The sequence below is a fragment of the Chondromyces apiculatus DSM 436 genome, from assembly GCF_000601485.1.
Taxonomy (GTDB): Bacteria; Myxococcota_A; Polyangia; order Polyangiales; family Polyangiaceae; genus Chondromyces; species Chondromyces apiculatus.
Map to the genome: position 1 here is coordinate 16,222 of NZ_ASRX01000060.1, position 22,181 is coordinate 38,402.

Here is a 22,181-nt window from a genome sequence, read left to right on the forward strand (position 1 = left end):
AGCGCACCGCCGTGCAGGTGCTCAGCGAGGCAAAGGGGGCGCGATGTTCCCGGGAGCGGAGCCGGGAGGTGGAGACTCCGTGGGCGCCGTGGGGGATTTGCCGCTGTCCGGCCTGGATGGAGCGCCATTGCGGGGAGACGGTGAGCCATCCTTGTCGGCTGGAGGAGGATTGCTGGGGTCCGGCGGAGGGGTGCCGTTGTCAGTCGCAGGCGGCTTGCTGCCATCTGCAGGCGGGGAGCTGCCGCCCACTGGAGGTGCACTGCTGTTCCCGGGAGCCGTCCGCGCGCCGTTCCCGGGAGCGGATGGGGTCCTCGTGGTGCCCTTGTTCTGTCGCTCTTTCTCCGTCGCGGAACGCTTGTCGTTCTCCGTCGTGGAGCGCTTGTCGTTCTCCGTCGTGGAGCGCTTGTCGTTCTCTGTCGTCGAACGACTTTCTTCTTCGGCCTTGGTCGGTTGCCGCGTGTCGCCTGGAGCGATCAGCGCGGGGGTCATCTGGTTCTCTATCCCGACGAGGTCCGTCTGCGTCGCTGCGCTGTCGAACCTGGTCAGCGCCGTCCGCGCCGCGCTCGCGCCCGTGTCGAGCCGAGGATCACCCGCAGGCTCCTGGGGAACCATCTGGCGGCGATCCGTGGAGATCGTGCCGGAAATCCCGATGGTCCAGATGGTCCGCAAGCCGCCGTTGGTCTGTCCCAGAACGGAGGGAGGATCGAACGTTGCGCGAACGAACTCCAGGTCGAACGCGCCGTACATCTGCAACCCGACCAGGAGCGGAACATCCATCCGGGCCCCGGCCGCCGCCGTGATGGTGGTGAGCGTGCCTTCCAGGGAAGGAGGGACGAGGTCCGGGTCGGGGAGAACAGGTGGGTTCGCCGCGATGGGAGCGCTCCCGATCGCCGCGCGGGCGACGCCGGTCATCACCACGTCGCGGAACTTGCCCCCTTTGAGCGGCAGGAAGCTGAGCTGCGCGATCGCGTTGTGCTCCTGGCCGTACCCGATGCGCGCGCCGAGCGAGGTGTACTCGTAAGCGTAGTCCAGCATGAAGTCGTAGCGGCCTGTCGCATAGGTCAGCCCCGCGCGGGCCGCGGGGGCGACCACGGCGGCGGTGGATCCCACGATGGGCGGCGGGCTCGCGACCGTCACGCCAGCGCCGATCCGCGTGACCGTGCGGCTCCCGAACGCATGCGTCCACAGGAAGAGCGCCGTCCCTGCATGGACGTCGGCGCTGCCGCGGTTCAGGTAAATGTCGAGCAGGGCGTTGTAGTAGTGGGTGTAGTTGTATTCGAACTCGGGACCGACCGCGTCGACGTCGCTCAGCTCGTAGCTGTACCGCAGCCTCGCCAGGGCCTCGTGCGTATCGACCCCGACGGCCCTGGGATCTTCGCCACTGACGGCGCCGGTCTGCTCGTAGCTCGCGGCCATGTCGAGGAACGAGCGTCGGGAGGTGGTCACCGAGAAGCCGGGACCCGTTGCGATCGTGTACTGAAGCCGCTGCCCGTACAGGAAGGGGTCGCGCTGGGCGAGCGCGTCATCCGCCCGGACTCCAAGCCGCGTCGCCAGGTAGCCGCCGGTGTTCCACGACAAGCTCGTCCGTGGAGAGGTCTGCCAGGCAGCGCGCCCGTCGAGCGCGGCAGAGGCGCTATCGTTCGGGATCGATGGGGCAGCGCCGAGGGTGAAGTACGCGGCCCGGGCGTAGGAACCTCCGAGGGAGAACCCGTACTCGGCACGCGGGGCGCGCGCCAAACCGGCAAGGGAGCCCTCCGCGCCCGTCAGGAGCGCTCCCGTACCGATGTCGGTCACGCTGGCAGCAATGCCCTGCTCCACGGCCGCGCGCGCGGTCAGGTCGGCTTCCCAGAGCGGCAAGAGAAAGGGGAACACTCTTCATGGCAGATGCTCCAGCCCGTGCCCCCGTCGCGAAGGAGCGACGTCCGCGTCGCTCCCACCCTGCGAATGAGGTCCCCAGCGTACGCGCGGATGCGCAACCGCCTCATGGTGGGTGGCCTACCTCTGCGTAACAAAGACAACATCTTGAACCCCCAATCGCCTAGCCAAACGTCTCAGTCGCTCCGCGTCCTCTGGGTCACGCGGATCTTCCCCAACCGGGTCGAGCCTCTGGCTTGCCCCTTCCAGCGACAGCAACTCGCCGCGCTCTCACGCCAGTGCGACGTCGAGGTGCTCGCCACCATCCCCTACTATCCAGGTGCCGGGCTCCTCGGCGAGCGCACCCGCCCAGCCAGGCTCTCCGTCGTGCCCGAGCGCGACGAGATCGACGGCATCCATGTGGAGCACCCGCGCGCCCCCTACCTGCCAGGCGCCGGCAAGCTGCTGGCGGCCGTGAATGCACCCCTCTACCTCGGAGGGTTGCTTCCCCAGCTTCCACGGCTGCGAGGCCGGTTCGACGTGGTGATGGGGGCCTTCCTGTACCCGGATGCATGCGCGGCTGCTGCGCTGGCACGCCTCCTGGGTATCCCGTACGCCGTGAAGGGGCATGGCACAGACGTCAACGTGGTGGCGCAGTGGCCCTCGGTGAAACCCCTGGTGAGGGCCGCCCTCCGCCGCGCCTCCGCCGCCTTCGGGGTGAGCCGTCCCATGGTCGACATGCTCGTCGAGATGGGTGCCGCGCCAGAGCGGACGTCGCTGGTGATGAACGGGGTCAACCGGAGCGTCTTCCGCCCGCAGGACAAGCTCGAAGCACGCCGCGCCCTGGGGCTTCCCGAGAAGGCCCGGATCATCACCTTCGTGGGCACGCTGGCAGCGCACAAGGGGGTGCGAGAGCTGGTGGCGGCGCTCGATGGAGTGGCCCAGGCTTCCGGCGATGAGCCGACCTGCCTCGTCATGGTGGGCGACGGGCCCGAGCGGCACGCCCTCGAGGAGGAGGCAGCACGGCGCATCGAGGCAGCAGGAGGCCAGATCGTGATCCCGGGGCCGCGCCCGCTCGAGGAGGTCGCGCGCTACATGGCAGCGGGGGACATCGTGACCCTCCCGAGCCATGCAGAGGGAACACCGAACGTGATCCTGGAGGCGCTCGCCTCGGGGAGGCCGGTGGTCGCCACCAACGTCGGCGGCATCCCCGACGTGATCGAGCAGGGTCGCACGGGCCTCCTGGTCCCGCCGGAAGACGTCCCGGCGCTCTCGGAGGCGCTCCGCGACGCCCTGACACGGCACTGGGATGAGCAGGAGATCTCCGCGGCGGCCCCGCCATCCTGGGACGAGAGTGCCTCGCGGCTGCGGATGTACCTCGAACGCGCCGCCTTCGGGGATTCGATGCCGCTCGCAGCATGAGCTTGGGCTAAGCTCGCGCGGCCTGGATGTCGCGCCCTGCCGCCAGCCCGCCGCAACCCTCCCCTGCCCCCCTTCGCGTCGCGACGGCGGAGGGCACGTCGCTCCATCAACTCGGCGTCAGCTTTCTCGAGATCGCCGCCATGGTGGGCGGGATGGGGTTGCTCGCGGCCCAGATCCTGAAGCGCCTGGTGCGCTTCAAGGTCGACTGGGACGAGCTGAAGCGGAACATGTACAAGATGGGGGTCAAGTCGATCGCCATCGTGATCTTCACCGCGCTGTTCACCGGGGCGATCATGGTTCTCCAGGCCGCTCCGCTCGTGGAGCGCTTCGGCGCCTACGGCCTGATTGGATGGGGGGCAGGCTTCGGGACCCTGCGTGAGGTGGCGCCGCTCCTGACCGCGCTGATGATCAACGGCCGGGTGGGCGCCAACAACACGGCCGAGCTCGGGACCATGGTGGTGACCGAGCAGATCGACGCCCTGCGCGTGCTGGCCATCGACCCGGTGAGCTTCCTCATCGCCCCCCGCTTCGTGGCCATGGTGCTCACGCTCTTCCTCGCCACCATCTTCGCCGACGCGCTGGCGTTGCTCGGGGCGGCGCTCACGAGCGATGCGCTGCTCGGCGTGGCCCCTGCCGTCTTCTACAACGGGTTGACCAGCGGGCTGCTCGGGCTCGGGGACGTGATGAACGGGCTGGCGAAGAGCGTCGTCTTCGGGGTGGTGATGGCGCTCGCGAGCTGCCAGTACGGCCTGAGCGTCACGGGCGGCGCGCCAGGCGTCGGTCGGGCCGTCAATGCCACGGTCGTCGCCTCCGCGGCCGGGATCTTCATCCTCGATTACTTCGTCTCCTTCACCCTCGAGTGATTGCCTGCGCATGGCCACCTCCGCCCCTCACCCGAGCGCACCTGCGGAACGACACGTCGCCCGCACGCCGCAGGTCCCACAGGGCCCGCAGGGCGCGCCGCCACCGGCAGATCTGCCGGAGATCGCTCCCGCACCAGGCGGCGTCGCCGCGCTCGGCGCAGAGGCGATTCAGCTCTTCCAGCAGGCCTCCGGGCTGGCCTCGGTCTTCGTGCGCACGCTCTACTACTGCGTGAACGGGCGGCGCGAGCGGGGCGCGGTGCTCCTGCAGATGTACGAGATCGGCAACCGCTCGATCTTCTTCCTCTCGCTGGTGATGAGCTTCCTCGGGATGATCCTCGTCTACCAGGCAGGTACGCAGACGAAGCGGGTCGTGCCGGATCTGACCATGCTGGGCGCCAACTACCTGGAGCTCCTGGTGCGAGAGCTCGCCCCCACCATCGGCGCGCTGATGCTCGCCACGCGCGTGGGCGCCGGCATTGCCGCCGAGATCGGATCCATGGTGGTGACCGAGCAGGTCGACGCGCTGCGCATGAGCGCCGCAGACCCGATCGATTACCTGATCAAGCCCCGCTTCCTCGCCAGCATCCTGATGACCACCTGCCTGATCATCTGGAGCTCGGTCATCGCCTTCGGCGCGGGGATGGCGATGGCCTACACCAAGTTCGACGTGATGCCCCGGACCTTCGTGAACGTGAGCCTGGTGGATGCGGGGGACCTGACTGTGGGCCTCGCCAAGTGCCTGGCCTACGGCGCGGCAATCCCCGTTGTGGCCGGCCACTCGGGGCTGTCGACGTACGGCGGCAGCGAAGGCGTTGGCTGGGCGACCACGCGCGCCGTGGTGAACTCCTCGCTGGCGGTGATCATGCTCGACGTCGTCATCTCGACGGCAGGCTTCCTCGTCTTCCGCTGAGGCGCGCGCGACAACCCCGGGCTCACTCGATGGGACCTTCGGCACGCCCGTGGATGAACTGCTGCACCACGGGATCGGAGGCGCGCCGGAAGTCTTCCTGGGTCCCCAGGAGCTTCACCAGGCCCTGGTAGAGCATCACGATGCGATCGGAGATGCTGAAGATGCTGACGAGATCATGGCTCACCACGATGCTCGTCACCCCGAGCGTGTCGCTCAGCTCCCGGATCAGCTTGTCCACGCGGCGCGCGCTCACCGGATCCAGGCTGGTGGTCGGCTCGTCGAACAGCACGTACCGGGGATCGAGGGTGAGCGCCCGCGCGATGGCGACCCGCTTGCGCATGCCGTCGCCCAGCTCGGGCGGGTAGCGCTCGGCGAACTCGCGCATGTGCACCTGGTCCAGGCGCCGGCGGGCCTCGTCGAGCGCCTCCTTGGGCCGCAAGCTCCGGTGCTTGCGCAGCGGAAGCGCGACGTTCTCCGCGCAGGTCATGGAATCGAAGAGCGTCGAGTGCTGGAAGACCATGGCGCACTTCATCCGCACCGGGTACATGCGCGCCTCGTCGAAGCGGCTGATCTCCTCGCCATCGAGCCAGATCTCTCCCCCGTCCGGGTAGAGTAGGCCGACGAGGTGCTTGATGAGCACGCTCTTGCCGACCCCTGACTGACCGATGATGAAGAAGACCTCTCCATCACCCACGTCGAACGACACGTCCGTCAGCACGGTCTTGGCGCCGAAGGACTTGCGGACGTTGCGGAAGGAGATCATGGGCGACCGAGCCCCCGCCGTGGTGTCGCCTCACCACCCGGCACCACCGAACCCGGATTTCCCTCACCTCCCACCGCGCAAATCGGCCATGATCGAGGGCGCATGGCGAGCCCGCGTTCGATAGAGGTCAAGGTCGGCATCCTCATCCTGACGGCCGTCGGGCTCCTGGCCGCGTTCATCCTGGTCATGGGTGGGCTGAATTTTCAGCCCACGTACTCGATCTACATCGACTTCGACAACCCGGGCGGCCTGCAGCCTGGAGCCCCCGTGAAGATCGCGGGGGTCAAGGTCGGCAAGCTCGGAGAAGTCCAGTTCCGCGGGGAAGTCAACCCTGCCACCCGCCAGCGCGACCCCCTCGTCCGCATCGAGGCCCGCATCGAGAAGCGGTATCAGAAGAGCATCCGCGAGAACGCCGTGTTTTATGTCACCACCCAGGGCGTGCTCGGGGAGCAGTTCCTCGCCGTGGAGCCGGGCTCCGGGGACCGAGGCGAGCTCCCGCAGGGGGCCGTGGTGCGTGGGCTCGACCCCCCGCGGCTCGACATGCTCCTGGCCGAGGGTTACGAGCTCCTCCACTCCACCGTCTCCGCCATGCGCGAGAACCGCGAGGAGATCTCCGACGCCTTCGACGGCCTCCGCAAGACGCTCCGCGGCACCGGCGATTTCATGCACCGGAACCAGGACCGCCTCGACCGCATCGCGGAGAACGTCGAGCAGATCAGCCTCGATGCCAGCGATACGGTGAAGCAAGCGCGCCAGAAGTACGTGGAGAACCCGCAGATCGACCGCATCCTCGCCAACACGGAGCGCGTCACGGCCACCGCTGCCCAGGACCTGCCGCCGCTCACCGCGGACGCCCGCGTCACGCTCGCCAATGCCCGGCGCCTCTCACAGACCGTCGGGGGTGAGGCCGAGCAGGTCAAGCTGCGCAAGATGCTCGATGACGTTGCTGACATCACCAGCCGCGCCCGTGCTGCCACCACCGACGCGCAGGCCATCCTCGCTCACGTGCGGCGAGGCAAGGGCAGTGTCGGGGCGCTGGTGATGGACGAACAGCTCTTCGACGACCTCCAGGAGATGGCCCGCGATCTCAAGCACAATCCCTGGAAGTTCTTCTGGCGCGAGTGAGCTGCGAGCGACACGGCGCGCTGGACGTCCCCGAGCGCGTGCGGTGCGCTCGCTGGCTCAATCCTTCAGCCGCACCAACGCAGCCCCTTCGGTGACGGCTTGCCCCTCGGTGATGAGGACCTCGGCCACCTCCCCCTCTTCCTCGGCCTCGACGGGCATCTCCATCTTCATGGACTCGAGGATGACCACCACCGTGCCTTCTTCGACCGTGTCGCCTGGCTTCACCTCAATTTTCCAGACGGTGCCCGTGATGTGAGCCTTGATCACTTTCGCCATGGGGTCGCGACCCTAGTACATTGCGCATGGCCTGAGGAGACCGAAGCCGAGGTCGCTTTCTCCTGGACCTCCTCCCCTTTCCTCCGCTGCGGAGCTCGGTTCGTCGGGGCTTCGTGCCCTCCTGACGGCTGAGTTTCTCCCGTCCCTGCACCCCGCCCCGGGCGGCGTGTCTTTCCAGATACCAGCGCGCAGAGCGACGAAATTGGTTGGTTTACCACCAGCCCATCGCGATAATCTGCGTCGCGCGTCGCGCGGGGAGCTTCACTGAACAATTGCGCGAGAGTCGCTCTGTGCGTCACAATCCCCCTGCCTTCCGTGAATGCCAGCCCGGGCACGCTGCCGGCGGGCCCTGGAAGGAAGCCCCGCCCGGCCTCGCTGGCTGGACCTCACGCCACCACCGTTCGTAAATACGCGCCCGCTTCGAAGGAGCCACGGGTCATGTCGGAACAGAAGGAAAGCTCGGTCCTGTTCTCCCTCAAGGAGCTGATGAACCTCGAGGAGGATCGGATCAAGACCGAGGAGCACGCCAAGGCTGCCGCGGCCACGGCCGCTGAGCAGGCCCGACTCGACGCGGAGCGCCGGGCGCGTGAGGCAGAGGAGTCGCGCATCCGGGCCGAGGAAGAGCGCCGCCGCGTGGAGGAGCAGCGCTCCCGCGAGGAGGCTGCCCGGCTCGACGCGATCCGTCATGCAGAGGTGGAGCGCGCGCGCGTGGAGGCCGAGCAGCATGCGCGCATCGCGGCGCTGTCGGCGCAGCAGGAGCATGAGCAGAAGCTCGCTGCCCTCAAGCACGACGAATCGAAGAAGAAGCTCCGCAAGCTCCTGATCGGCGTGGTCTCCGGTGTCGTCGTGCTCGGCGCACTCGCAGGTTTCCTGGTGAAGAGGGAGATCGACGAGCGCGACCGGCAGACTGCGGCTCAGCAAGCAGCCATGGCCGAGGCCAACGAGAAGCTCGCCAAGCTCGAGGCCGAGCGCGTGAACTCGGAGAAGAAAGAGGCAGAGCTCAAGCGCCAGCTCGACAGCGCCAAGGACGAGGCGACGCGCCTCGCCCTGCAGAAGCAGCTCGAGGCCGAGCAGGAGAAGCAGAAGCAGATCAAGGGCGCGGCCGCAGGAGCTGGCGCTGGCAAGGGTGCCGGCGCAGGCGCGGGCAGCAAGCCCTGCAACTGCTCCCCTGGCGACCCGCTCTGCAGCTGCCTGTAGTCGCCGGAGAGCTTCGTCATGGCCACTCTCCCCACTTCCTCGCGGGACCAGCACCGCACGAGCCTCGGGGGGAGCACGCTCGACGAAGCTCGCCGTCGCATCATCTTCCCGCTGGACTACCCCTCCCTCGAACAGGCCCGCGCCGCGGCTGAGAAGATCGCCCCTTCAGTCGGCGGTCTGAAGATCGGCCTTGAGCTCTTCGTCCGCGAAGGGCCTCGTGCCGTGCAGATCGGGCGCGATCTCGGCCTCGACATCTTCCTCGACCTCAAGCTCCACGACATCCCGGAGACGGTGGGCCGCGCCGTCGCCGCAGCGGCAGCGCTCAAGGTCCGCTACCTGACCGTGCACGCAGCGGGCGGCGCTGCCATGCTCTCGCGCGCGGCGCAGGTGGCCTCTCAGTCGGAGGGGCTGCTCCTCCTCGCCGTGACCGTGCTGACGTCGCTCGACGAGGAGGATCTGAGGGCGCAGGGCATCCCCGGCGGACTGGAGGCGCATGCCCGACGCATGACGGAGCTGGCGCGCGCCTCTGGCATCCCCGGCGTCGTCGCCTCCCCCGTCGAGGTGGCTGGCCTACGTGGCGCCTTCGGGAGGGATGTCCTCCTGGTGACGCCTGGAATCCGTCCCGGCCCCCGGGATGGCCGGCGCTCCACCGACGATCAGAAGCGTGTCTCCACCCCTTCCGAAGCCATCGCGTCAGGGGCCGATCTCCTCGTGATCGGACGCCCCATCCGCGACGCCCAGGACCCACTCTCGGCCGCGCGCGCCATCGTCAACGAAGTCGCACGCACGCTGAGCGCTACCAGCTCCCACGGTAAATGAGGATCGTCTACGGGCTCCAGCCAGTGCGTGAAGCCATCCGGGCGCACGGCAACAAGATCGACTGGGTGCTGGTCCAGCAGGATGCCGGCCCCAAGCTGGACGCGCTCGCGCGTTACGCCGCCGACCAAGGCATCCGTGTGCAGCGCGGACCCCGGTCCGACCTCGACAGGCGCACCGCTGGGGGGCGTCACCAGGGAGCACTGGCGGGCGTCCCCGAGCTTCCCCTCGTGGGTGTGGATTCGCTACCGCTCGAAGACCCCCGCTCCCCCGAGGCGGGCTCCGTGTTCATCGCCCTCGATGGAGTGATGGACCCGCAGAATTTTGGTGCCGTGATCCGCAGCGTGGTAGCCCTTGGCGCCTCGGCCGTCATCTGGCCGGAGCACAGCTCGGCGCCCCTGTCGCCCGCCACCTTCCGCGCCTCCGCGGGAGCCGTGGAGCACGCCACGCTCTGCCGGGTGCCATCCCTCCCGGATGCCTTGCGAACCCTGACAGACCGCGGGGCTACCGCAGTGGCGCTGGACGCGCAGGGCCCGGTGGAACTCGGGGAGTTGAAGCTCACCGGCCCGGTGGTTATCGTCGTGGGCGCCGAAGACAAGGGCGTGCGTCGGCCTGTCCGCCAGGCCTGCCAGCACGTCGCCAGGCTGCCCATGGCGGGAACCATCGGCTCTCTGAACGCCTCGGTTGCAGCAGCGCTGGCCCTCTACGAGGTGCTTCGCCAGCGCCAGCAAGCCCAGCGCTAACGCCCCCACCGCCACCGCGTCTTACCTCGTCTCCTCCCGGAGTCGCCGCGCCATCCTCTCGTCCTCCATCCTCCGCGCCATGGCGTGATCCCGCAGACACGCTTCCTCTCCCTCCACCCTCCCCGACGTTCGCTCCGGCCCTCTTCACGCTGTCGGCTGCCCCTGCAGCACGTCCGCTGCCATCGTCTGCCCGCGCCTTCACAGGCAACGAAAGACCACGGCGGCTGGCTGTCGCAGCTCCGATGGACTCGCCTTCCTCGTGGTGGGAGTCAGGTCACCATGCCTTCCACCCACGGAGCGGTGAAAGTCAACCAATTCAATGACTTAGCCAACAGGATGAAAGCCTCTTTCGAGCATACGCCGCCTTCCTCGGACGTGCTGAACGCAAGGGCAGCAATACGCCCCTGCCAATCCATTGAATGGATTGTGACTCGGCGCTGGGGGCGTCTCCGAAAACAGGAGACGATTCATGGGTTTGTACTTGTGGATTCGCCCTGAGGAGCCTGCTTGAACGAAAGGCTTCGGGCAGTGGTTGAACAACGCCCCGAGGGCACTCAAGTGCGCGTCAACGCAGTGATTTTCCCTCGACTCAGGAGAGGGGGCCCCCGCGCGCGAGCACGCGGGACCAGCGCTGCAGCGCTTCCATAACCTCTTCCAGATGGGTGTCCTCCCCGAGCGACACCCTCACGGCGGAGGATGCCCGCTCTGGACCCACCATCGCGGTGAGGACCGGTGATGGCTCTGCCGTGCCCGCGGTGCATGCCGAGCCGCTGGAGACGGCGACCCCCTCCAGGTCGAGCGCTGCGCAAAGCTCATCGCCACGCCACCCTGGCCACGACAGGTTGCTGACATGGGGCGCGCGCTCGGCCGTCCCGTTCTGCACCGGCTCCCTCCCCACCGCACGCCCGAGCCTCACCAGCTCCTCCTCCAGCCGATCGCGCAGCTCCCGCAGCTCGGCATACCGGCTCGGCGTGGTCAGCGCCCGTTCTGCTGCGACTGCAAAACCTGCCGCCGCGAGGGGATCCTGCGTCCCTGGCCGCAGCCCTCGCTCCTGAGCGCCTCCCCGGAGGATCGGCCGCACCTGGACCCCAGGCCGGGTGACGAGCGCCCCGATCCCCTTCGGCCCCCGGAGCTTGTGGGCGGCCACCGTCACCAGGTCCGCCCCCTCCCAGGCTGCCGCCGGAACACGACCGACGGCCTGGACCGCATCCACCAGGAGTCGCGCTCCCCGCCCCCGCACGATCGCTGCCACCTCGCCCACGGGCTGCAGGACCCCTGTCTCGTGGTTCACGGCCTGAAGCACCACCAGCCGAACCGGTGCGTTCCTGGCTGCCCGGTCCACCGCGTCGACCACCGCCTCCGGGCTGACACGGCCCGAGGGCCCCGGCTCGGCCCACGCCACGTGGATGCCCTGCTCGGCCAGCGCCTCTGCCGCCCGGCACACCGACGGGTGCTCCAGGCGGGACACCACGAGCGCCCCAGGCACCCCTGGCGGAAACGCATGGGCGATGGCCAGGTTGTTGGCTTCCGTCCCGCCGGACGTGAGGATCACATCCCGCGCATCCAGCCCCACCAGCGCGGCGACCGCCTCACGCGCCCGCTCGAGCCAGGCCCGCGCGCGCCGTCCGGGTCCGTGGACGCTGGCAGGGTTCGCCCAGGCGTGTTCGGCGGCCTGACGCATGGCCGCCAGCACCTCGCGATGAGGGGGCGTCGTGGCGTTCCAGTCGAGGTAGATGGTGCTCCGGTCGGGCATACGCAGACATGCGTGCCGCCCGCCGCGCCCTCAGTCAACTTGCCGGATGATCGGCCCATCGATGAGCGGGGCTCGCTTCGCCACGGTCAGGTAGAACGCCGAGCCACCGAGCCGCACCCCCTCGATCACCTCGCCCGAAGGCGACGCCACCCGGATGTCGCCCCCCAGCCCCTGCGCCGTGCGCCGCGCGATCGCCAGCCCGATCCCCACCCCTCCATGGGCCCGGGTCGCCGACCCGTCCACCTGGTAGAACGGCTCGAAGATCCGCACCACCCGCTCCGGGCTCACCCCGGCACCCGTATCTGCCACGCAGAACTCGTAGTGGTTCGCGAGCACGCTCACCCGCACGCCGGCCGTCCCGCCAGCAGGCGTGAACTTCACCGCGTTGTCGAGGATCTGCGTCATCGCCCGCTGCAGGCGCCCCGAGTCCCCCCACCCGGGCAGCGGCCCTCGGGGCAGCTCCTCCACGAGCTGGATCTTCGCCTCCGCGAACCGGTCGGCCACCTGCGCCACGGCCCGCCGCGTCGTATCGAGGAAATCGTACTCCCCGTGGTTGAAGCGCATCCGACCCGTCTCGATCCCGGTCACGTCGAGCAGGTTGTCGATGAGGCTCCGCAGGCGCCGCACACACTCGTCCATCGCCCGCAGCGCCTTCTGCTGCGACTTGTTCAGCGGCCCCAGCTCCTCGTCGGCGAGCAGCTTCACGTACCCCACGATGGGCGTCATCGGCGTCGCCAGCTCGTGGGAGATGTTGCGGTAGAACTCGGTGCGCGCCGCGTCCAGATCCCGCAGCCGCACGTTGGCCCGGCTCAGCTCCGCCACCTTCTCCTCCAGGTGCGCCACGATGCGCTGGCTCTGCTCCCGGAGCCGCTGGGAGCGCAGCGACCCTGGGGCAACCTCCCGTACTCCCTGGAGAAACCCGGCGATGACCGCCGAGAACGACCGCGCATCGATCGGCTTTTGCAAGAAGCCATCGCAGCCCACTGCGAGGCTCGTCTCCCGGTCGCCCTCCGCGGTGATCGCCACGATGGGCACCCCCGCGAGCGACGGCTCCCCCCGCAGCCGCAGCGTCACTTCGAAGCCATCCAGCCCGGGAATGTTCAGATCGACGAGCACCAGATCTGGACGAGCCGAGCAGGCAATGCGCACCCCTTCGAGCCCATCGGCCGCTTCGACGACCTCGTGCCCTGCGTTCTGGAGGAGCTTGCGGACGAGGAGACGATTCGCAGGATCGTCTTCGATATGGAGGATCTTCGCCATCCGATCTGGATCTTACCCTCATGAGGCCCCCATCCCGCCACCTTCCAGCAGGCCAAGTCGGCGTTGAGCCTCGCTTTTCTGCGGACACGCGGACACCAAGGGCAGTTGACGGGGGGGCGCCATACCTTCATAGGGGTCCAACCATGCGGTTTCTGCCTTCTGCAGCGCACACACGCCACCCTGCGCCCGTACGGCCCGTCCGCCTCGCGCCCATGCTCACCCTGCTCGCAACCCTGAGCGGCTGCCAGAGCGGGAGCGGCGCTGACCCCTCCGCCTCTCCCGCTGCCTCTGGATCTCCACCCGCATCCGCGATTCCTCCGGCCGCGAGCGCCTCTGAGCCACCCCTGCACAACGGCACGCCGCCGACGCTCACCACGGCCGAGGTGCCCGAGATCATCGGCGCTTCCCAGATCCTCATCGCCTACAAGGGCGCCGAGCTCGCCCCACCCACCGTCACCCGCTCCCGGGACGACGCACAGAAGCGCGCCACCGAGGCGCTGACCCAGCTCGAACAGGGCAAGACCTCCTTCGAAGACCTGGCGCGGACCTGGTCCGACGACACCTCGAAGACAGTCAACGGCGCCATGGGCAACTTCAAGCGCGGCGTCTTCCCTCCTGCCCTCGATGACGCAGCCTTCAAGCTCAAGGTCGGCGAAACCTCGGGCCTCGTGGAGACCCCGCGCGGCTTCCACATCCTGCGGCGGAGCCGATGAACACCCCTCCCCGGGCCCTCCCCTCCCGCATCCTCTCCTCCCGCCCCCTCCCTGCCCGCCCTGCCTACGCGCTCGCCGCGCTCTCGGGCCTGCTCTACTTCCTCGGCTTTCCCGGCGTCGACCTCTGGCCCCTCGCCTTCATCGGCCTCGCCCCCCTCATCGTCGCCCTCCGGGGCCAGACTCCCCGGCGCGCCGCGGGCCTCGGCTGGATGGCCGGCTTCATCATGACGATGACCGGCTTCTACTGGCTGCTGAACATGCTCAAGGTGTTCAGCGGCTTTCCCACCGCGCTCTGCTTCGTCTTCATGATCCTCCTCTGCGCGTACCAGGGAGGTCGCATCGCCCTCTGCGGCTACCTCTACGGCCGTGCCGAGACCCGGGGCTGGCCTCCGGCGCCCGTCTTCGCCCTCGCCTTCGTCGCCAGCGAGCTCGTCTACCCCCTCCTCTTCCCCTGGTACTTCGGCGCCTCGGTCCACAATGCCCCCGTGTTCCTCCAGGTCGCCGACCTCGGCGGCCCCTACCTGATCGGCCTCGTCCTCGTCGCCGCCAACCTCGCCGTCGCCGAGATCGCCAAGGCCTGGCTCGACCTCCGGCAGGAGCGCCTCGCACCCGCTGCCGCCTCCGAAGCCCTGCCTCCCGAGGATCGCGACGCTCGCGGCCTCAAAGCCGCCCTCCGCCGCCGCCCCGTCCTCCTCGCGGGTGTCGCCATCCCCGCGCTCGCCGCCCTCTACGGCCTCTACCGGATGCGCGCCGTCGACAGCGCCGCGGCCGTCGCCGAGCCCATCAAGGTCGGCATCGTCCAGCCGAACCTCGCCCTCTTCGACCGCAAGAACGCCCTCCGCATCCACCAGCAGCGCACCCAGGAGCTGAAGTCCCAGGGCGCTCAGCTCGTGGTGTGGAGCGAAGCCTCCATCCCCCGCATGTTCCCTGAAAAGGGCCACGAACTGGCCGTCCAGCGCGACATCACCAGGCGGCTCGGCGTCCCGGCCATCATCGGCACCCTCCTCCACCGCCCTGGCCCCACCCGCACCGATCCGGGCTTCAGCTACAACACCGCCCTCATGGCCGACGAGGAGGGCAAGATCGTCGGCCGCTTCGACAAGCACTACCTCCTCGCGTTCGGCGAGTACCTCCCCCTCGGCGACACCTTCCCCAAGCTCTACGAGCTCTCACCGAACTCGGGGCACTTCAACCGCGGCACCTCGCTCGACCCCCTCGTCTGGAAGGACCACAAGATCACCGCGATGATCTGCTACGAGGACATCCTCCCCGACTTCGTGAACAAGCTCGTCGCCCAGGGAGATCCGGACCTCTTCGTCAACCTCACGAACGACGCCTGGTTCGGCGACTCCACCGAGCCCTGGATCCACCTCGCCCTCGCCAAGCTCAGGTCCGTCGAGCACCACCGCTACCTGGTCCGCGCGACCAACAGCGGCGTCAGCGCCATCATCGACCCCGTGGGACGCGTGGTCACCCATGGCGGCACCTTCCGCGAAGAGACCGTCTTCGGCGAAGCCCGCTTCATGCGTTCCCGCTCCCTCTACAACGTGATCCGGGACGTCCCCTGGTACCTGGCCACCCTGGCGATCCTCGCCATGGCCATCGTCTCCCGCCCCCGTCGCCCCTCGGCGCCCCCTGCCCCTGCCGTCACAGAACCTGCCTAGAGCCGTCCGGCAGGCACCGCGCGGCGCCTGCCCAGCTCAGACCTTCAGCTTCGAGGAAACCCACGGCGAGAGGTCCTGCCCAGGGGCTCTGCGCGGTAGATGGCGCGGGCGGTTCGCGGGGAGTGGGGTCCCGACGGGATTCACGCCCGGCGGGGCGAGGGGACGCGCGTCCCCTCGTGGAGACTCTAAAGCTTCAGCGCCTTCTTGAAGCGCTTCGCATCGGCGAACATGTCCACGTTGGTGAACACGTACGTCGCGTCGCTGTGCTTCGCGCCCCGCGCAATCTCCGCCAGCCTGTCGATCGCCGGGTCCTCGTAGCGTGATTTGTGCCCTGCCGGCCCGTGGAGCCGGTAGTACGCCACCTTCAGCTTCGAGAGCCCAGCCGTGAGCGGATCGCGGGCCGCCAGCGCCCCCACGTCGCTCACCAGCTCGTCACACTCGTCGGGGTCCCACCCCTGCGGCGGCTCGAACACCACCCGCTCGAAGCGCTTCTTCACCCCACCCAGGAACTCTCGCAGAATCCCCTTGTTGGCCTTCGTCGCCGCGAACTCCGGCGGCCCCACGAACACGGCACACTTGGCAAGCAGCTCCTCGGCGACGGCCTCGATGCTCTTCAGTGCCGTCTCGATCACCTTTCCGTCCCTGAAACCCTCCTGACCGATCTCGCGCGGTCCGAGCAGCGCGAACTGAAAGCCCTCGGGTGCTTCGCGGCGCCATCGCCGCACAGTCCCAGGTCCTGGAAGGGACACATGGGTCTCCTGCACCTCGACAAACATGAACTCGCGGAAATACCGCGTCGCCGGCACGGGAAACCCGGCGCAGCCGACGGTAACATTGGCCGCCATCGCCGCACACCCTAGCCCACCACTGGCCAGGCGAGAAGCGGCGCCTGTGTATTTTCCACATCAAGCCGTCGGATCAGAGCGCAGCCTTACCCTTCCTGGCACGCCATCGCGCTTACCTTTCCTGGCACGCCATCGCGCTTACCTTTCCTGGCACGCTCTTGCGCGTGCCCTCGCACTTGCCCCTCGCTGGCACGCCCTTCCTGGCACGCCCCGGCTTCCACGCCGGCCCGGCCCTCCTGGCACACAGCGCGGCACACCCTCACTCCCTGGCCAGCCTGGCACACCTCACCCACATCGGCCCAGCCCCGGCACGCCCTCTCGCTCGCCGCTCAGGGCACCTGCCGCCTGCGCCCCCCGCGCCGACTCCCGCCACCCTCGGCCCCTGCCACAGAAGCAGCCCGCGTCGCCACCGCCCCTGCCGCGCGCTCCATCTTCTTCTGCAGCCGCGCCTTCCGCCGCTCCTGCGCCGGATCCGTCTCCGCCGTCCCTTGCTCCACCATCTCCAGCGCCTTCGCGAACGACCGCACGTGGTGCTCGTAGAGCTTCGCCAGCGCGAGCCGCACCCCCGCATCGTCCACCTCTGCCGCCAGCGCCTCGTAATCCTTGAGCGCCCGCGCCCGGTCTCCCCGCGCCCTGGCGATGTCCCCCCGCGCCCGCAACGCGGCCGCCCCGCCCCCCTGGGCCACCGCGGCCTCTGCCAGCTCGGCCGCGCGCTCCAGCGCCCCTGCCCGCCGCAGCGTCGCCGCCACCCCGGCCAGATCCTCCCCGATCAAGCTCCCCAGCGGCTCACCGTACAGCCCCACCAGCGCCACCATCGCCAGCACGTCTGCCGCGTTGTGCTCCACCACCCCCAGCAGCGCCCCCTCGTCCCCCGACCGCAGGAAGTGCGCGTACGCCTGCACGATCTCCCCGCCCGGCGTGTCCCCCACCCGCACCCGCCCGAGCACCTCGTGCTCCAGCGCGATCAGCGTCCGCGTCTTCAGCCGACCCTTGTGGATCCGCCGCGCCATGTGCACCAGATCCAGGTGAGGCACCTCGGGCGGTGGCGGCAGCCGGTTCATCACGAACCGCGTCCTCAAGAGCGGCATGTCGAACGCCTTGCCGTTGTACGTCACGATCATCGACGCCTTCTCCAGCCGCTCCCGGAGCCGCCGCAGCATCGGCCCCTCCTCCCCCAGCCGCCGCAGCAGGAACTGCTCCACCACGAACCCGCTCCCCCCTTCCCCGGACACCTCCTCGTCGAACCACGCCAGGCCGATCAGGAACGGCACCGTCCCCGTCCCGCCCGCGAGCCCCGTCGTCTCCGTATCCAGGTAGAGCGCCCGCCGCACATCGCAGCCCGCCAGCGCCGGATCCAGCGCGAGGAGCGCCAGCATCGCCCCCTCCGCGTCGCGCGCCGCCACGAGTGGCGCCCGCCCCACCCGCGCCGCCGGCAGGGACCGCACCCGGTTCGTGTAGAGCGGCCCCTCTTCCGTCTGCTCCAGGAAGAAGGGCAGCTCCTCCCGCGTCGGGTCTGCCCGCGGCGTGGCTGGCATCCCGCGCCCCACGATCCGCGCGATCCGCTCCCGCAGCTCGTCCAGGCTCGGCCTCTCCGGCGCCACGGGGGCCACGGGCATCACGGGGGCCACGGGCGTCACGGGGGCCACGGACGTCACCCTCGCCGCCGCCTCCTCTGCGCCTACGGGCGTCACCAGCGTCATCGCCGCCGCCTCCACCGCGCCTCCCGCAGCACCTCCTGCAGGAACCCCGGTGCCCTCCTCGATGGGAGCCTCATCGATGCCCGCCCACCTGCGCGCAGCCCCCGCGGCGGCGCCCTCCGGCTCCCGCGTCACCACCCGCAGCGGCCCTGCGGCTTCCTCTGCGGTTTCCTTGTCCCCGCGCGCTTCCCCGGGCGCCCCTCCTCGGGACATCCCCCCGCCCATCGAAGGAAGACGCGACAGCTTGGCCTTGAACGACGACATCGGCCCACCGCGACCATCCCATGGCCCTCACTGGACATCAAGTCAGTGCCCCGGCCCCGTCCGCTGGCGCGCGGAGGCGTGCCCGAGACCCAGGGACGCGGCGCGAGGGGATCGAGGAAGAGCGCCTCTTCGCTGCCTGGGCGGGCTACCCGCCCGCCGCCCGCTGAAGCTGCAGCGCCTTCCAGCGCGTCTCCTCCAGCTCCCGCTCCGGATCCGAGTCCGCCACGATCCCGCCGCCCGTGAAGTACTCCCCCTCTCCCCCTGCCAGCACGGCTGTCCGGATCCCCATCGCCAGCGTGAAGCGCCCCCCGTGCGCCACGCACCCGAAGGCCCCCGTGTAGAGCCCGCGGCGCCGCGGTTCGAGCCCCGCGATCACCTCCATCGCCCGCACCTTCGGCGCCCCCGTCACGCTCCCGCTCGGCAGCATCGCCTCCAGCACCGCTTCCCGCCCCAGCCCGGCCCTGGCCTGCGCCGACAGCCACGCCACCCGGTGGTGCACCGTCCGGTGCGTCACCACCCGCGGCGCCCCCAGCATCCGCACCGACCCGAACGCCGCCACCCGCCCCAGATCGTTCCGCTCCACGTCCACGATCATCGTCAGCTCGGCGCGCTCCTTCGGGTCCCCGTCGAGCTCCACCACGAGCCCCGCGTCCTCCTCCGCGCCCTTCCCCCGCGGCCGCGTCCCCTTGATGGGCGCCGTGTACATCCGCCCGAACCCCTCGTCGCCCATCGCGGCCATCGCCGCGCGCGCCCCCTCCTCCGCGACGCCGACGCCTCCCCGCTCCGCCCTGCCCCGCCCTGGCTCGGCCAGCAGGAACAGCTCCGGCGACGTCGACGCCACCCACACCCCCGCCTCGATCTCCAGCAGCGCCCCCAGAGGACTCGGCGCCCCCTGCGCGAGCTGCTCGTACAGCCCCAGCGCGTCCCCCTCCCGGAGCGCGAGCCGCAGCCGCCGCGCCAGGTTCACCTGGTACAGATCCCCTTGCCGGATCAGCTCCAGCGCCGCCCGCACCCGCGCCACGTGCCGCTCCGGCGCGTCATCGTCCTCCACCGCGACCCGCACCCCACGCCTCCCCGGCAGCACCCCCCGCCCTTCACGAAGCGCATGCCGAAGTGGCTCCAGCAGCCCCTCCAGCGCCTCCCGCGACACCCCCACCCCCCACACCTGCCCCTCCCGGTGATCCACCCCGATCACCGCCGGATAGCGCCGCCACACCACCTCCTCCACGAGCGCCGCCGGCCGCGTGTCCACCCCGCGCCACCCGGGCCGCTCCAGCCCCCGCCGCGCCTCGTACGGCAAGACCCCGATCCACCGCGGAAACCCCGCGAGCCCCACCGGCACCGCCTTCTCCGCCGGCGCCGCCTCCAGCGTCTCGCGCTGCCACTCCGGATCGTCGCCCAGCGGATCCAGCCGCGCGCTCCGCCGATCCGGCTCCGCCGCCACGAACGACCACCGCCCCAGCCCTTCCCCGAGCGGCGCCGTCACATCCCCCCGCCCGGGTCCCTCCGCCGCATGCAGCAGCGCCAGATGCCGCGCCCCCGCCGCACTCAGCACACGGGCCAGCGCACACGGATCAGGCGGGAGCGAAAGTTGCCGGGCGACGAGCACCCTCCGCCTCTAGCACCCTTCCTACCCGCAGCACCCCACCTTCCAGAAGGCCCTGCCCCCCGTAGAAGAACGGCAGGTTGCGCGGCCCATGCCCCACGCCCACCCCGGTCACGATGGGCACGCCGAGGGGTGCCATCAGGTCCACCAGCAACTCCTCCAGCGTCCACCCCGCCTCCGCGGGCGCCGCGCACCCCACGAACTCCCCGAGCAGCACCGCCCGCACCCCCGACAGCGCCCCGCTCTCCACGAGCTGCACCACCATCCGATCCAGCCGGTACGGCGCCTCGTTCACGTCCTCCAGCACCAGCAGCGCCCCCTCCGCCTGGAGCCGCCACCGCGTCCCTGCCAGGCTCGCCAGCACGCACAGATTCCCCCCGAGGACCGGCCCCTCCACCCCCTCGGTTCCCCCTCCCCGCACCTCAGCGCGCACCTCTCCCCGCAGCACCGTCTCCCGTCCCCCGGCCAGCACCTCGCGCACCGCCTCGCGCGTCGCCGCGTCCGACTTCGTCGCCAGGTAACCCAGCGTCGGCGCGTGCACCGCCACCGCCTGCGTCCGCTGGTGCAGCGCCAAGAGGAGCGCCGTCACGTCCGAGAACCCCACCACCATCCGCCCCGGCACCACCTCCGCCCAGGGGATCCCCGGCAAGAGGTGCACGCACCCGTACCCCCCGCGCGCCACGTACACCGCGTCCACGTCCGGCGACGTCAGCGCCCAGCGGAGGTCCGCCCCCCGCTCTTCCGCCGTCCCCGCCAGGTACCGGTGCTGTGCCCGCAGGTTCGGCCCCAGCACCGGCACGTACCCCCACGCCTCCAGCAGCGCGGCTCCTGCCTCCATGTCCGGCATGCTGGGCATCCCCGCCGGCGCAACGACCGCGACTCTGGCACCTCGGTGGAGCATGGTTGACCGGGCACACCCTACGATCGCCCTCACACCCCGGTCAAAGAAGCCCGCGCTCCCTCCTGACCCGGCGCTGGCCTCGGGCCACGGGGCAGGAGTAGAACCCCCAGGGTGACGCTCCGCCTCCTCCGCTTCCTCGCCGCCGCCTCCTGCCTCCTCGCCGCTGCCTGTGGCGACGACGAGACCCGCACCCTCACCCTCGACATCGTCACCGGCCACGAGACCACCGCCCTCCGCGACGACCCCCCTGTGGTCGACGTCCAGATCGTCGCCACCGACACCACGGGCGCCGCCGTCGCCACCGCCTCGGCTCCGCCCGGCGGCACCTTCGACTTCGGCGACCTCGCCACCGACGTCCCCCTCACCTTCGACCTCACCGGCACCGACGCCACGGGCGCCCCCGTCGTCCGGGGCCGCTCCCTCTCCGGCATCGTCCTCGGCCAGATCCAGAGCGACGCCCTCCCCCTCTTCGTCCAGCGCCTCGGCGCCTGGTCCCGCCCCCCGGACACCCTCCCTTCCACCCGCCTCGGCGCCGTCGCCGTCTCCATCGCCGAGCGCTACCTCGCCCTCACCGGCGGCGCCTTCGAGGGCGACGACGATCCCGACAGCTCCCTCGCCTACGACCTCCTCGGCTGGTACGGCGACCGCGCCGTCCCCCTCCCGCGCGTCCCCCGCTCGGCCATCTCCCGCGGCACGGCCATGCTCGCCATCGACGACAGCGGCGCCACCCGCATCGATTTCGCGAGCGGCGTCGTCACCGAGATCTCCCCGCCCGAGGGCCTCACCTTCGCCGACGTCGCTGGCGGCGTCCCCCTCGAAGCCGCCGACGGCCGCACCTTCCTCGTCGGCGCCACCCGCCCCGAAGCGCCCACCACGGCCGTGCTCGTCGTCGACGCCGACGGCTCCTTGCGCGCCGCCTCCCTCGCCGCCCCGCGTGTCGCCGCCGCCGCGGTCTGGCTCGACGGCGTGGGCCTCGTCATCGCGGGCGGCAACGCCACCGCCCCTGGCGTCGAGGTCCTCGCCGCCGAGGCCACCACCGCCACCTCCCGCCCCTTCCCCCCCGATCCCACCGCTGGCGCCGGCGCCGTCGTCGGAGGCCTCGGCGACGTGGTCCTCATCGGCGGCCTCCTCCCCGGCGGCACCCCTGCGCCCACCCGCCGCCTCGCCCCTGCCTGTGCCACCGACTGCGCCCCGGCGCCCCTGGACACCGCCCTCCTCCCGGCCCCCCTCGCCGACGTCCGCGCCTACGCCTTCCCCGCGGGCCGCGCCCTCGCCCTCGGCACCGACGCCACCCCCGACGCTGGCGCCCACACCCGCTCGTTCCTCCTCGACCTCATCACCGGCGCTGCCTCCGAACTCCCCCTCCGCGAGCCCCGCGCCGGCGCCTCCGTCATCCCTGCCCCCAACGGCACCCTCGCCCTCCTCGGCGGCGTCCTCGACGACGGCTCCCCCGCCCTCACCCTGGAGATGCTCTTCCCCGAGTGACGTCGACGAGGAGCGTGGAGCCGT

Annotated in this window: 19 protein-coding genes; 10 read left to right on the plus strand and 9 right to left on the minus strand. The window is 70.4% G+C overall.

The features are described 5' to 3' along the window. Positions 1 to 21: 21 nt before the first annotated feature. Complete coding sequence (locus CAP_RS30975; RefSeq protein WP_052376370.1) at positions 22 to 1,872, minus strand: hypothetical protein; 1,851 nt, start codon at positions 1,870 to 1,872, stop codon at positions 22 to 24. 150 nt (positions 1,873 to 2,022) lie between these two features. On the opposite strand from CAP_RS30975, the gene CAP_RS30980 reads away from it, so the two are divergent. From CAP_RS30980 to CAP_RS30990, 3 genes are read left to right on the plus strand one after another with little or no spacing between them, the layout of a single operon-like run. Beyond that, positions 2,023 to 3,276 carry a glycosyltransferase family 4 protein gene (locus CAP_RS30980; protein WP_044247520.1) on the plus strand — a complete coding sequence of 418 codons (1,254 nt, stop codon included), beginning with the start codon at positions 2,023 to 2,025 and terminating at the stop codon, positions 3,274 to 3,276. Positions 3,277 to 3,302: 26 nt separating this feature from the next. Then, complete coding sequence (locus CAP_RS30985) at positions 3,303 to 4,139, plus strand: MlaE family ABC transporter permease (RefSeq protein WP_081865444.1); 837 nt, start codon at positions 3,303 to 3,305, stop codon at positions 4,137 to 4,139. Positions 4,140 to 4,149: 10 nt separating this feature from the next. Beyond that, the gene (locus tag CAP_RS30990) at positions 4,150 to 5,049 is read left to right on the plus strand and encodes an MlaE family ABC transporter permease (protein ID WP_081865445.1); all 900 of its coding nucleotides are present in this window, start codon (positions 4,150 to 4,152) and stop codon (positions 5,047 to 5,049) included. Between the two features lie 22 nt (positions 5,050 to 5,071). Here the strand turns inward: CAP_RS30990 and CAP_RS30995 are convergent, their stop codons facing one another. Next, positions 5,072 to 5,812 (minus strand): ABC transporter ATP-binding protein, encoded by a 741-nt coding sequence (locus CAP_RS30995; RefSeq protein WP_044247446.1) that lies wholly within the window; start codon positions 5,810 to 5,812, stop codon positions 5,072 to 5,074. A gap of 102 nt (positions 5,813 to 5,914) precedes the next feature. On the opposite strand from CAP_RS30995, the gene CAP_RS31000 reads away from it, so the two are divergent. Then, entirely contained in the window at positions 5,915 to 6,937 is a 1,023-nt protein-coding gene (locus tag CAP_RS31000) for an MlaD family protein (RefSeq protein WP_044247447.1), read from the plus strand. Positions 6,938 to 6,994: 57 nt separating this feature from the next. Here the strand turns inward: CAP_RS31000 and CAP_RS31005 are convergent, their stop codons facing one another. Next, entirely contained in the window at positions 6,995 to 7,213 is a 219-nt protein-coding gene (locus CAP_RS31005; RefSeq protein ID WP_044247450.1) for an acyl-CoA carboxylase biotin carboxyl carrier protein subunit, read from the minus strand. A gap of 438 nt (positions 7,214 to 7,651) precedes the next feature. On the opposite strand from CAP_RS31005, the gene CAP_RS31010 reads away from it, so the two are divergent. Genes CAP_RS31010 through rlmB form a run of 3 tightly spaced genes read left to right on the plus strand, consistent with a single transcriptional unit; the run spans position 7,652 to position 9,969 of the window. Next, the gene (locus tag CAP_RS31010; RefSeq protein WP_044247451.1) at positions 7,652 to 8,410 is read left to right on the plus strand and encodes a hypothetical protein; all 759 of its coding nucleotides are present in this window, start codon (positions 7,652 to 7,654) and stop codon (positions 8,408 to 8,410) included. An 18-nt stretch (positions 8,411 to 8,428) separates the two neighbouring features. Further along, positions 8,429 to 9,229 (plus strand): orotidine-5'-phosphate decarboxylase, encoded by an 801-nt coding sequence (gene pyrF, locus CAP_RS31015; RefSeq protein WP_081865446.1) that lies wholly within the window; start codon positions 8,429 to 8,431, stop codon positions 9,227 to 9,229. Further along, positions 9,226 to 9,969 carry a 23S rRNA (guanosine(2251)-2'-O)-methyltransferase RlmB gene (rlmB, locus tag CAP_RS31020; protein ID WP_044247453.1) on the plus strand — a complete coding sequence of 248 codons (744 nt, stop codon included), beginning with the start codon at positions 9,226 to 9,228 and terminating at the stop codon, positions 9,967 to 9,969. The genes pyrF and rlmB overlap by 4 nt, the downstream gene beginning before the upstream one ends. 589 nt (positions 9,970 to 10,558) lie before the next feature. Here the strand turns inward: rlmB and CAP_RS31025 are convergent. Both CAP_RS31025 and CAP_RS31030 read right to left on the minus strand, forming a co-directional pair. Next, on the minus strand, positions 10,559 to 11,722 hold the full coding sequence (locus CAP_RS31025) for a cysteine desulfurase family protein (protein ID WP_044247455.1): 1,164 nt from the start codon (positions 11,720 to 11,722) through the stop codon (positions 10,559 to 10,561). 30 nt (positions 11,723 to 11,752) lie between these two features. Then, positions 11,753 to 12,982, minus strand: a complete 1,230-nt coding sequence (locus CAP_RS31030) for a hybrid sensor histidine kinase/response regulator (RefSeq protein WP_044247456.1) — start codon at positions 12,980 to 12,982, stop codon at positions 11,753 to 11,755. 212 nt (positions 12,983 to 13,194) lie between these two features. Between CAP_RS31030 and CAP_RS31035 the strand changes: the two genes are divergently transcribed. Together CAP_RS31035 and lnt are read left to right on the plus strand one after the other, a co-directional pair. Further along, a complete protein-coding gene (locus tag CAP_RS31035; protein WP_052376371.1) occupies positions 13,195 to 13,695 on the plus strand; it encodes a peptidylprolyl isomerase in 501 nt (166 codons plus the stop codon). After that, positions 13,692 to 15,359, plus strand: coding sequence for an apolipoprotein N-acyltransferase (gene lnt / locus CAP_RS31040; protein WP_052376372.1), 1,668 nt, complete (start codon positions 13,692 to 13,694; stop codon positions 15,357 to 15,359). The genes CAP_RS31035 and lnt overlap by 4 nt, the downstream gene beginning before the upstream one ends. Before the next feature lie 185 nt (positions 15,360 to 15,544). Here the strand turns inward: lnt and CAP_RS31045 are convergent, their stop codons facing one another. From CAP_RS31045 to CAP_RS51185, 4 genes are all read right to left on the minus strand, one after another. After that, on the minus strand, positions 15,545 to 16,204 hold the full coding sequence (locus CAP_RS31045) for a DUF72 domain-containing protein (protein ID WP_044247457.1): 660 nt from the start codon (positions 16,202 to 16,204) through the stop codon (positions 15,545 to 15,547). A gap of 329 nt (positions 16,205 to 16,533) precedes the next feature. Continuing rightward, positions 16,534 to 18,165, minus strand: a complete 1,632-nt coding sequence (locus tag CAP_RS31050) for a ribonuclease H-like domain-containing protein (RefSeq protein WP_231511780.1) — start codon at positions 18,163 to 18,165, stop codon at positions 16,534 to 16,536. A 145-nt stretch (positions 18,166 to 18,310) separates the two neighbouring features. Further along, positions 18,311 to 19,774 carry a chorismate-binding protein gene (locus tag CAP_RS45910; protein WP_081865448.1) on the minus strand — a complete coding sequence of 488 codons (1,464 nt, stop codon included), beginning with the start codon at positions 19,772 to 19,774 and terminating at the stop codon, positions 18,311 to 18,313. Further along, complete coding sequence (locus CAP_RS51185; RefSeq protein ID WP_044247459.1) at positions 19,740 to 20,672, minus strand: S66 peptidase family protein; 933 nt, start codon at positions 20,670 to 20,672, stop codon at positions 19,740 to 19,742. Before CAP_RS51185 ends, CAP_RS45910 begins: the two co-directional genes overlap by 35 nt. A 111-nt stretch (positions 20,673 to 20,783) precedes the next feature. Between CAP_RS51185 and CAP_RS51190 the strand changes: the two genes are divergently transcribed. Next, positions 20,784 to 22,157: a hypothetical protein gene (locus tag CAP_RS51190; RefSeq protein ID WP_044247460.1), complete on the plus strand. Its 1,374-nt coding sequence runs from the start codon at positions 20,784 to 20,786 to the stop codon at positions 22,155 to 22,157. Positions 22,158 to 22,181 lie beyond the last annotated feature (24 nt).

Excerpts from the sequence above, each read along its gene's own strand:
- CAP_RS31030 (WP_044247456.1), bottom strand. The coding sequence starts at position 12,982 with ATGGCGAAGATCCTCCATATCGAAGACGATCCTGCGAATCGTCTCCTC.
- CAP_RS31050 (WP_231511780.1), bottom strand. The coding sequence starts at position 18,165 with ATGTCGTCGTTCAAGGCCAAGCTGTCGCGTCTTCCTTCGATGGGCGGG.
- CAP_RS51185 (WP_044247459.1), bottom strand. The coding sequence starts at position 20,672 with ATGCTCCACCGAGGTGCCAGAGTCGCGGTCGTTGCGCCGGCGGGGATG.
- CAP_RS30990 (WP_081865445.1), top strand. The coding sequence starts at position 4,150 with ATGGCCACCTCCGCCCCTCACCCGAGCGCACCTGCGGAACGACACGTC.
- lnt (WP_052376372.1), top strand. The coding sequence starts at position 13,692 with ATGAACACCCCTCCCCGGGCCCTCCCCTCCCGCATCCTCTCCTCCCGC.
- rlmB (WP_044247453.1), top strand. The coding sequence starts at position 9,226 with ATGAGGATCGTCTACGGGCTCCAGCCAGTGCGTGAAGCCATCCGGGCG.
- CAP_RS31025 (WP_044247455.1), bottom strand. The coding sequence starts at position 11,722 with ATGCCCGACCGGAGCACCATCTACCTCGACTGGAACGCCACGACGCCC.
- pyrF (WP_081865446.1), top strand. The coding sequence starts at position 8,429 with ATGGCCACTCTCCCCACTTCCTCGCGGGACCAGCACCGCACGAGCCTC.
- CAP_RS31005 (WP_044247450.1), bottom strand. The coding sequence starts at position 7,213 with ATGGCGAAAGTGATCAAGGCTCACATCACGGGCACCGTCTGGAAAATT.
- CAP_RS30995 (WP_044247446.1), bottom strand. The coding sequence starts at position 5,812 with ATGATCTCCTTCCGCAACGTCCGCAAGTCCTTCGGCGCCAAGACCGTG.
- CAP_RS31010 (WP_044247451.1), top strand. The coding sequence starts at position 7,652 with ATGTCGGAACAGAAGGAAAGCTCGGTCCTGTTCTCCCTCAAGGAGCTG.
- CAP_RS31000 (WP_044247447.1), top strand. The coding sequence starts at position 5,915 with ATGGCGAGCCCGCGTTCGATAGAGGTCAAGGTCGGCATCCTCATCCTG.
- CAP_RS31045 (WP_044247457.1), bottom strand. The coding sequence starts at position 16,204 with ATGGCGGCCAATGTTACCGTCGGCTGCGCCGGGTTTCCCGTGCCGGCG.
- CAP_RS31035 (WP_052376371.1), top strand. The coding sequence starts at position 13,195 with ATGCTCACCCTGCTCGCAACCCTGAGCGGCTGCCAGAGCGGGAGCGGC.
- CAP_RS30985 (WP_081865444.1), top strand. The coding sequence starts at position 3,303 with ATGTCGCGCCCTGCCGCCAGCCCGCCGCAACCCTCCCCTGCCCCCCTT.